The organism is Novosphingobium sp. B-7, assembly GCF_000410615.1.
GTDB lineage: Bacteria > Pseudomonadota > Alphaproteobacteria > Sphingomonadales > Sphingomonadaceae > Novosphingobium > Novosphingobium capsulatum.
This window is the reverse complement of sequence record NZ_KE148345.1, coordinates 46,661-46,930: the sequence shown is the minus strand read 5'-3', so window position 1 is coordinate 46,930 and position 270 is coordinate 46,661. Positions and strand designations below refer to the sequence as shown.

Annotated in this window: 1 protein-coding gene; it reads right to left on the bottom strand. The window is 71.9% G+C overall.

The features are described 5' to 3' along the window. Window positions 1–243: hypothetical protein (locus H926_RS0112755; protein ID WP_022676650.1), on the bottom strand; the 243-nt coding region annotated here is incomplete at its 3' end. Between the last annotated feature and the right edge of the window lie 27 nt (window positions 244–270).

Below are 270 nucleotides of genomic sequence, written 5' to 3'. Positions count from 1 at the left end.
GGCGGCGCTGCGGGCGGCGTCTTCGGCGGTTTGCGCGGCCGCGCTGGGATCGGCGGCGGGGGCATCGACCGGGGCCGGGGCGGCAGCCGAGACATCGGTTGCGGGCAGTTCGTCAGCCGGCATTTCCACGTTGTCGGGCGAGGCTTCCGTCGAGGCATCGTCCGAGCGGCCGCAGGCGGAGAGCGACAGCGCGGCGGCAACCAGGGCAGCGCCAGCAATGGCCGTCGGGAAGAGCTTCTTCATCGTGGGGGCTTCCTTGTTCGTTCCTGT